We start from the raw sequence: 9,377 nt of genomic DNA, 5'->3' as shown, positions 1-9,377 counted from the left end.
CGCAAAGACACCTCGGTCAGTCCCCTCTCCCACTGGGAGAGGGTTAGGGTGAGGGGCTTTTCAGATCCTGAGTTCGACTCCGGACTTTCAGGTCATAGCGCAAAGACACCTGAATCAGTCCCCTTTCCCACTGGGAGAGGGCTAGGGTGAGGGGCTTTTCAGACCCTGAGTTCGACTCCGGACTTTCAGGTCGGCGTATAGCGCAAAGACACCTCGGTCAGTCCCCTCTCCCACTGGGAGAGGGTTAGGGTGAGGGCCGATCCACAGCTGGAACACCGACTCCAATACACCATCAAGCCAGACTTTTGCTCACCACCTCATACACATCACTCGACAACTGCCCCGATGCCCGAATCCGCTCCAGCTCGCCCTTCATCAACGCCTGACGCGCATCGTCATATTTGCGCCAGCGAGTCAGCGGTGCCAATTGGCGAGAAGCAATCTGCGGGTTGAAGCCGTTCAGCTCGATCACCAGATCCGCGAGGAAACGATAGCCGGAGCCATCCGCCGCGTGGAAGTTGATCAGGTTCTGCCCGGCAAACGCACCGACCAGCGCACGCACCTTGTTCGGGTTCTTGATGTTGAACGCCGGGTGCTGCATCAACGCTTTCACCCGCTCCAGACCGCCGGGCAAGGTGCTGCCGGCCTGCACGCTGAACCACTGATCCATGACCAGCGGGTTGTCCTTGAAGTGCTCGGCGAAACTGGCCAGCGCCAAGGCTTTCTGCTCTTCAAATGGCGAGTTGACCAGCACCGCCAGCGCAGTCAGGCGCTCGGTCATGTTGTCGGCGCTTTCGAATTGCTCGAGCGCCGCTGCCAGTACTTCCGGTTTGCCGCTAAGCATCAGGTACGACAGCGCAATGTTCTGCAGCGCGCGACGAGCAAAGTGCTCGGCCTCGGCCACATACGGGGTCTTTTTCGACAGGTCACGGTTGGCCTGATAACGCAGCCACAGCGCCTCGAACAAGCCTTCGGCCAGTTGCTTGCGCGCGAACTCGCGAGCGATATGGATCGCATCGACGTCAGCCACTTCGCTGATTTCAGTGAGGTACGCCTCACCCGGCAACGACAGCATCTCGGCGACCATGGCCTGATCCAGCGACTCATCCGAGAGCACCGTGCGCAGCGCCGACACCAGGCGCGGGTCGAGCTTCAGGCTCTCGCCCTTCTGCTGCTGGCCGATCAGTTCTTGCAGCACTTGCACCGACAGTTGTTGACCGGCATCCCAGCGGTTGAAACCGTCGCTGTCGTGCTGCATCAGGAACATCAATTGATCGCGGTTGTAAGGGAAGCTCAGTTTCACCGGCGCCGAGAAGCCGCGCAGCAGCGATGGCAGCGGTTGTTCAGCGATGTCGACAAAGGTGAAAGTCTGCTCGGCTTCGGTGACCGAAATCACGCGGGTGGTGCCTTGCGCTGCGGCTTCACCGCTCAGACGCAGGGCAATCTCGTTGCCTTGGCTGTCGAGCAGGCCCAACTCGACCGGAATCACGAACGGCAGTTTTTCAACTTTGTCCGGGGTTTCCGGACAGCTCTGGCGGAAGGTCAGGCTGTAGGTTTTCGCCGCAGCGTCGTAAGACTCGCTCACCGCCAGGCGCGGCGTGCCGGCCTGGCTGTACCAGCGCTTGAACTGGGTCAGGTCGACGCCGTTGGCATCTTCCATCGCTTTGATGAAATCGTCGCAGGTGACCGCTTGACCGTCGTGACGCTCGAAGTACAGATCGCTGCCCTTACGGAAACCTTCAGCGCCGAGCAAGGTATGGATCATGCCGACCACTTCCGAACCCTTTTCGTACACGGTCAGGGTGTAGAAGTTGGAAATCTCGATGAAGCTGTCCGGGCGCACGGCGTGAGCCATCGGGCCGGCATCTTCGGCGAACTGATGGGTGCGCAGATAAGCCACGTCCTGAATGCGCTTGACCGTGGCCGAGTTCATGTCGGCGGAGAAGCCGGAATCACGGAATACGGTGAAGCCTTCTTTCAGCGACAGCTGGAACCAGTCGCGGCAGGTCACGCGGTTGCCCGACCAGTTGTGGAAGTATTCGTGAGCAACGATTGCTTCAACGCGCTGGTGTGCAGCGTCGGTGGCGGTTTCGGCGCGAGCGAGCACAGCGCTGGAGTTGAAGATGTTGAGGCCTTTGTTCTCCATCGCGCCCATGTTGAAGTCGTTGACGGCGACGATCATGAAGATGTCCAGATCGTACTCGCGACCGTAAACCTCTTCGTCCCAGCGCATCGACTTCTTCAGGCTGGTCATCGCGTGCTGGCACTTGTCGATGTTTTCCGGCTCGACGTAGATGCGCAGTGCGACGTTGCGGTTGGTCATGGTGGTGAAGCTGTCTTCAACGCACCACAAGTCACCGGCCACCAGCGCGAACAGGTACGCCGGTTTCATGAACGGGTCTTCCCAGGTTGCCCAGTGCCGGCCGTCTTCGCCCGGGCCCGAGGCAATCGGGTTGCCGTTGGAGAGCAGCACCGGATAGCTGTGCTGCTCCGCGACCACGGTGGTGGTGAACTTGCTCATCACGTCCGGGCGGTCGAGGTAGTAAGTGATCTTGCGGAAACCTTCGGCCTCGCACTGGGTGCAGAACATCGTGCCGGACTTGTACAGGCCTTCCAGCGCGGTGTTGGTTTCCGGGTGGATCTTGACGCTGGTGTCGACCGTGAAGGTTTCGGCGGTCGGCTGCAGGGTCAGATGGTTTTCAGACAATTGATAGTCAGCAGCGCCAAGTTCTTTATCGGCCAGGGTCACCGAGAGCAACTCCAACTGCTGACCATCGAGCACCAGCGGCGGCAGGCCCGGGCCACGAGCCGGGTTGCGGCGCATGACCAACTGCGCGTGCACCAGGCTGTGATCCTCGAACAACTCGAAGGTCAGGTGTGTTTCGTCGATCAGGTACTCGGGCGCCTGATAGTCCTTCAGGTAAATCATCTTCGGTTGTTCGGTGCGCATGCTGGAGTCCTTATTGATGCACGGCGAGCTGATAAGCCGTGTACTTGCGAATATTGATCACGCCGGTATCGAAGATCAGGTACTGGCCTTTGATGCCCAACAACGTGCCTTCGGCAATCGGGTTCTTGTCCAGGTTGAAGCTGACGATTTTCGCCGGGTATTGCTCGACCGGATAGCGGATTTCGAGAGGTTCTACATCGGCAATCGTCTGAATTGCTTGTAGGCCGAATCGCTCTTGCAGGCCTTGCAGACCTTCGGCGCAACTGTCGAACAGCTGATCGCGCACCTGCGCCAGATCGACCGCCGCCGCATCGCCTTTGAGTAGCGCGCGCCAGTTGGTTTTGTCAGCCACTTGACTGCGGAACAGGTCTTCAACGAAACCGGACTGCTGCCGTGTGGCAACGCGCATGATCGGCAACGCCTGACACGCACCCTGATCAATCCAGCGAGTCGGCAGCTGCGTAGCACGAGTGATGCCAACCTTGATCCCAGACGAATTGGACAGGTAAACCACGTGGTCGGTCATGCAGAACTGCTCGCCCCACGCTGGATCGCGACAGGTGCCGGCGTCATAGTGGCAGCGCTCCGGGCTCATGATGCACAGGTCGCACTGCGCCAGTTTGGTCATGCACGGATAGCAGTAACCCTGGCTGAAACTGGTTTTGGTCTTGCGCCCGCAATGGGTGCAGTGGATCGCCCCCAGGTACTCCAGACGCACCGTGGTGCCGATCAACGGGTTGACCGGCACCTCGACGTCATCCAGACGAAACGCGTATTGCACGTTCGGCCCGTCCAGGCGCGCCGACATTTTGCTGATTGCACCGCGGCCAATCTCGATCAATGGATGGCATCCGACTTGAACAGGATGTTCGGCACTTCAATCGACTTCGACGCACATTCCTGCGGGCCCATGTAACCGGTGCGCTGGTCTTCAGGCAGGTTCTGGATTTCCCAGGCAATCATCGCCTGCAGCGACAGTTCGCGCTGTTCGGCGGTGAGCTTGCCACCGTCGGACCATTTGCCGATTTCCACGGCCAGCTTCAGGCTCTCGTAGATGTCCGGGGTGATGTTGTTGATCATGTCGTTAAAAGAGGACATCAGGGTCTCCGTGCTCTTTATCTACAGAAAATTTTAGGCGGCCAGTTTACGGCGGTTATACAAACCACCCAACAAACCGGTGAAGCATCCGATGAGTAACCCGCTGACATGCGCGGCGTTGGCGATTTCGCCGAAGCCGATCACCGAGATCAGCCCGGACATGCACACCAACAACCAGATCAGCATCATTGCCAGTACACCACGCGGCAGACGATAGGCCGGGTTCGGCGACAGCAGCTGGAAGATCCAGCAATGCCCGAGCAAGCCGTAAAGTACGCCCGACAGGCCGCCAAACAAGGTCGCGCCGCTCCAGACAAACTGCGCGTAGTTGGACACCAGACTGAACAGCAGCGTCAGGCCGATCAGGTTGATGCTGCCCTGGCGCGACTCGATGCGCCGCCCCAGCTCCCAGTACCACATGCCGTTCATGGCCAGGTGGAGGATGCCGAAGTGGATCAGCATCGGTGTGACCAGCCGCCACCACTGCCCCGCCGCCAGACTGTCGGCCAACGGTGTGAAATGGATGTACTCGCCGACTACCTGAAAATCGAGGAAAGTCAGCCAGCGCAGGGTTTGCAGGTTCTCACCGAGGTACGTCAATCCGCCAACGATCAGGCACAACAACAGGATGAACCCGGTGGCCTTGGCATACTTCAGTTGCTCGACGAAGCTCGGACGCTTGAAGGTTGGCGCGACGGGGATGTCCATTTGCTGATCGGGGTCGCCCGCCGGGAAGCGTTCGTAGAGTGAACGCACGTCATCGCTGATTTCCGCCGGCGCCCACAACACTTGCTCGCCCGCCTCCTCGCTGACCCGATGCGGGACCTGCATGCGTTGCAGCAGTTTGACGAAACCACTCAGGTCCACCGCCAACGGCAGACGCAATACCGCTATCGCACTCATTGCAGCACCTCCGGCCGTTCGACATCGACCCAGACAAATTTATGCGGATCCAGACGGGTTTCCTGATCCAGACGATAGGCGACCAGTTTGCCGTAGAGCACCGCGCTGTAATCCAGGCACGCGAGGTTCGGGCGGATCGGCGCCGGTTTGCCGCTGCGCCAGTAGTGGCCGACGAAGAGCAACGGCTCGTCGACGCCGTAGCGCAGCAAATTGTTTTTTTCACTGGAGGTCAGCGGCTTCTGCGCCACCGGATCTGGCAGTGCATCAGGCTGGAAAACGATATCGCCGTAGGTTTTCGGATCGTCTTCCCAGAACTTGGTGCGGAAGAACGAGCGCACCAGACCATCGCCGCTGGTCATGGTCAGGCCATCCGGCAGGCGCATGTCGGTGCCGCGCAGCAGACGGTCGAACACGGTGCAGGCGAAGCTGTCCGGCACGGCCGAGGCCTGCAGGAAGTGTTCATCGATGCAGCCATTGGGGAACAGCGCGCGCAGCGGTTCGATCAGGCCGGCATCCCAACAGGCATGCACAACCCGGAAGCGTCCGGCGTCGACAAACAGCGGCAGCTCATAGAACCAGCGCTGGAAATCATGCCAGTCGCCGGGATGATCTTCGAACTGGGTCAGGGTTTCGTGCAGCAGGCGTGCGTGGCGCGGCGTGTGTTCGCGCACGAACTGCTTGCCGCTGCCCGGTAGCGCCGGGGTGCTCCAGCCCAGAGCATTGAATTCGTGGTTGCCCATGATGCACAAAGCCTGACCGGCCTCGACCATGTCGTGAACGATGTGCAAGGCCTCGCGAATACGCGGGCCACGGTCGATGATGTCGCCGACGAACACGGCCATGCGCGAAGGATGCCGCCAGACCCCGCCCTGCTTGTGATAACCGAGACGGTCCAGCAAGTGTTCGAGGGTCAGGGCGCATCCGTGCACGTCACCAATCAGGTCATAACTGCGCGCGGGATCGAGCATCAGTCGCCTCCACCGCCCAGCTTGCTGCCCCAGCCGAGCTTGGTGCGGCAGACTTCGTAGTAGTTGTGATCGAGCGGGTGAATCAGGCGCAGCTTCTGCGCTTTCTTGCTGACGGTGATGGTGTCGCCCGGCGCGCAGGTGAAATGGTTCTGCCCGTCACAGGAGACTTGCGGGTAAATCTGCATGTTTTTCGACACGACGATTTTCAGCTCACTGTTGCCATCGACCACAATTGGCCGGCTCGACAACATATGGGGGTACATCGGCACGATCACAATGGCATCGAGCTTGGGATGCATGATCGGCCCGCCGGCGGACAGTGCGTATGCGGTGGAACCGGTCGGCGTGGCGACGATCAGGCCGTCGGCCTTCTGGCTGCAGACAAACTGGCCGTCGATGTACAGCTCGAACTCGATCATCCGCGTCGATTTGCCCGGGTGCAGCACCACGTCGTTGAGCGCATCGCCCTGACCGATGGCCTCGGCATGGCGGCGCACTTCGGCCTGCAGCAGGAAGCGGTTTTCCACCAGATAGTGGCCGTCGAGTACCTTGGCGACTTCGACTTCCAGCTCGTCCGGGCGAATATCGGTGAGGAAACCGAGGCTGCCACGGTTGATCCCCAGCACCGGAATATTGTGTTTGGCCAGCGCCCGAGCGGCGCCGAGCAGACTGCCGTCACCGCCGACGACGATGACCATGTCGCAGACTTCGCCGAGCATCTTGCGCGACGAAGTTTGCAGGCCGTGGCCCGGCAGGACTTCGGCGATGGTGTCTTCGAGGATCACATGCAGGTGACGATCGAGCAGAAACCGTTTCAGTCGGCGGACGGTATCCAGCACCTGGGAACTGCCCAGGCGACCGATGATGCCGATATTACGAAATTGCTCCATGGGACCTCTGCGGACAATCGAAAACGCGAAAAACCCGATTATGGGCGAAAGCGCCGGTTAGACAAAATCCTTTCAGCCTCAGGGGTGTGCTCGTGTTTACGGCTATGCTCGCAAGATGATCCTATTTCCCGACTTGCTGCAGTTGCCCCACCAATTACGCCACCCGGAAGTGCGCGATCTGGCGTGGGTGATCCTCGCCCCGCCGATGCTCGCCACCACGCCGTGGCCGCAGCGCCATCCGCTGGCGGGCAGCGATTGGGTGCACGATCCAGAGCGACTGGAACACTGGTTGCGCCAGCTCGACCGCGACAGTTATGGCTTGCTGCATTGGTTGTCGCAGGCACGCACGCGGCGCCTGGGCCTGTATTACGAGCGGCTGTGGCAGTTTGCCGTGGAGCATGCACCGGGCATCGAGCTGATCGCCGCCAACCTGCCGATCCGCCGCGAGGGCCACACCCTCGGCGAACTGGACATGCTGCTGCGTGACCGCGATGGCGTGCATCACCTGGAGCTGGCGATCAAGCTTTATCTCGGCCCGCAGAATGGCGACGGTCGTGATGCGGCGCAGTGGCTGGGGCCGGGCTGTCATGATCGGCTCGATCGTAAACTGGCGCATCTGGCCGAACATCAGTTGCCAATCTCGGCGCGTCCGGAAAGTCGCGAAGTGCTGGCGGCGCTGGATATCGAGGTGTTCAGTGCGCAACTGTGGCTGGGCGGTTATTTGTTGTATCCGTGGCCTGGACAGGCTGAATCACCGAACGGTGCGCATCCGCAGCATTTGCGCGGCAGTTGGTTGCATCAGAAGGATTGGCCGGCGTTTGTCGCGCAACGTCCGGCCGGACGCTGGCAACCCCTGCCCCGCCACGCCTGGCTGGCGCCGGCGCATTATCCGGCGGATCAGACCTGGACGTTGGAGCATTTACGGATCTGGCTGGAAGATCTTGAACCGCTGGCCCCGGCGCAGTTGATGGTGCGCCTGATCGAGAATGCGCGGGGGGAATGGGAAGAGGCGGAGCGGTTGTTTCTGGTGTCGGATCTTTGGCCGAATGTACCCGGCCAGGCCTGAGCTTTTGTAGTGTTGGTACCGGCCCCATCGCGAGCAGGCTCACTCCTACATTGGAATGCGTTCCCCTGTAGGAGTGAGCCTGCTCGCGATGGGGTCACCTCGGTCTAAAGTGAAAGCCGCACAGCCAAAGCCGCCAACGTCACCAACAACACCGGCACCGTCAACACAATCCCGACCCTGAAGTAATACCCCCAACCAATGTGAATGCCCTTGCGCTCCAGCACATGCAGCCAGAGCAACGTCGCCAGACTGCCAATCGGCGTGATCTTCGGTCCCAGGTCACTGCCAATCACGTTGGCATAGATCATCGCTTCCTTGACCACCCCGCTCGCCTGACTGGCATCAATCGACAACAAGCCAATCAACACTGTCGGCAAATTGTTCATGATCGACGACAGCAACGCCGTCAGCACGCCCGTGCCCATTGCTGCGCCCCACACACCATGACCGGCAAAGACATCCAGCCAACCGGCCAGATACCCGGTCAACCCGGCATTGCGCAGGCCATACACCACCAGATACATGCCCAGCGAAAAAATCACGATCTGCCAAGGCGCTTCTTTCATCACCTTGCGCGTGGAAATCTTGTGGCCGCGGGCGGCGATTCCCAACAACAGCGCGGCGCACACGGCGGAAATCGCACTGATCGGAATGCCCAGCGGCTCCAGCGCAAAACAACCGATCAGCAGAATCACCAACACCACCCAGCCCGCATAAAACGTGGCTTTGTCATGGATCGCGGTTTCTGGATGCTCAAGCTGCTCCGGGTCGTAAGCCTTGGGAATGTCGCGGCGGAAAAACCACAGCAACATGCCCAGCGTCGCCGCCACGCTGACGAAGTTCACCGGCACCATCACCGCTGCGTAGCGGTTGAAGCCGATGTGAAAGAAGTCTGCCGAGACGATGTTGACCAGGTTCGACACCACCAGCGGCAGGCTCGCGGTATCGGCGATAAACCCTGCGCCCATGACGAATGCCAGCGTCGCCGCCGGGGAAAAGCGCAGCGCCAGCAACATCGAGATCACGATCGGCGTGAGAATCAGTGCCGCACCGTCATTGGCGAACAACGCCGACACCAGCGCGCCGAGCAGCACCATAAACGCAAACAACTTGCGCCCACTGCCGCGCCCCCAGCGCGCCACGTGCAATGCGGCCCAATTGAAAAAACCAGCTTCGTCGAGCAACAGACTGATGATGATCAGCGCGACGAAGGTGCCGGTAGCGTTCCAGATGATCTGCCACACCAGCGGAATATCGCTCAGGTGTACAACGCCGAAGATCAGCGCCAACACAGCGCCAAGCGTCGCACTCCAGCCGACGCCGAGGCCTTTGGGTTGCCAGATGACAAGGGTAATGGTCAGCAGGAAAATCAGTGATGCAGCGAGCATCCGCAACAGCCTTAAATTGAAATGGGGTTATGAAGCCAACACAAAACCTGTAGGCCTTCGCCTGCTCGCGATAGCGGACTGTCAGTTACCAAAGAGGTTGAATGTCGGACCACA

8 protein-coding genes are annotated in these 9,377 nt (G+C 60.1%); 1 reads left to right on the top strand and 7 read right to left on the bottom strand.

The genetic code is table 11. The features are described 5' to 3' along the window. Positions 1 to 292 precede the first annotated feature (292 nt). Genes pepN through ACW9IR_RS27025 form a run of 6 tightly spaced genes read right to left on the bottom strand, consistent with a single transcriptional unit; the run spans position 293 to position 6,809 of the window. The gene (gene pepN / locus ACW9IR_RS27050; protein WP_457465693.1) at positions 293 to 2,950 is read right to left on the bottom strand and encodes an aminopeptidase N; all 2,658 of its coding nucleotides are present in this window, start codon (positions 2,948 to 2,950) and stop codon (positions 293 to 295) included. Positions 2,951 to 2,960: 10 nt separating this feature from the next. Then, complete coding sequence (locus ACW9IR_RS27045) at positions 2,961 to 3,791, bottom strand: DUF2797 domain-containing protein (RefSeq protein WP_457465691.1); 831 nt, start codon at positions 3,789 to 3,791, stop codon at positions 2,961 to 2,963. Then, positions 3,788 to 4,048: a YeaC family protein gene (locus ACW9IR_RS27040; protein ID WP_007919229.1), complete on the bottom strand. Its 261-nt coding sequence runs from the start codon at positions 4,046 to 4,048 to the stop codon at positions 3,788 to 3,790. The genes ACW9IR_RS27045 and ACW9IR_RS27040 overlap by 4 nt, the downstream gene beginning before the upstream one ends. Before the next feature lie 33 nt (positions 4,049 to 4,081). Continuing rightward, positions 4,082 to 4,951 (bottom strand): rhomboid family intramembrane serine protease, encoded by an 870-nt coding sequence (locus ACW9IR_RS27035; protein ID WP_102899176.1) that lies wholly within the window; start codon positions 4,949 to 4,951, stop codon positions 4,082 to 4,084. Beyond that, on the bottom strand, positions 4,948 to 5,919 hold the full coding sequence (locus ACW9IR_RS27030) for a metallophosphoesterase (RefSeq protein ID WP_007919225.1): 972 nt from the start codon (positions 5,917 to 5,919) through the stop codon (positions 4,948 to 4,950). Before ACW9IR_RS27030 ends, ACW9IR_RS27035 begins: the two co-directional genes overlap by 4 nt. Further along, positions 5,919 to 6,809 (bottom strand): NAD(+) kinase, encoded by an 891-nt coding sequence (locus tag ACW9IR_RS27025; protein WP_003224174.1) that lies wholly within the window; start codon positions 6,807 to 6,809, stop codon positions 5,919 to 5,921. Before ACW9IR_RS27025 ends, ACW9IR_RS27030 begins: the two co-directional genes overlap by 1 nt. A gap of 115 nt (positions 6,810 to 6,924) precedes the next feature. Here ACW9IR_RS27025 and ACW9IR_RS27020 point away from each other — a divergent pair, with 115 nt between their 5' ends. Then, entirely contained in the window at positions 6,925 to 7,875 is a 951-nt protein-coding gene (locus ACW9IR_RS27020; RefSeq protein WP_457465688.1) for a DUF1853 family protein, read from the top strand. A gap of 104 nt (positions 7,876 to 7,979) precedes the next feature. On the opposite strand, the gene ACW9IR_RS27015 is transcribed toward ACW9IR_RS27020, so the two are convergent. Then, positions 7,980 to 9,263, bottom strand: a complete 1,284-nt coding sequence (locus tag ACW9IR_RS27015; RefSeq protein ID WP_457465686.1) for an arsenic transporter — start codon at positions 9,261 to 9,263, stop codon at positions 7,980 to 7,982. Between the last annotated feature and the right edge of the window lie 114 nt (positions 9,264 to 9,377).

This window comes from Pseudomonas sp. SDT291_1_S447 (assembly GCF_054070155.1).
The sequence above is the reverse complement of the archived record's forward strand: the minus strand, read 5'-3'. Positions and strand labels throughout refer to the sequence as shown.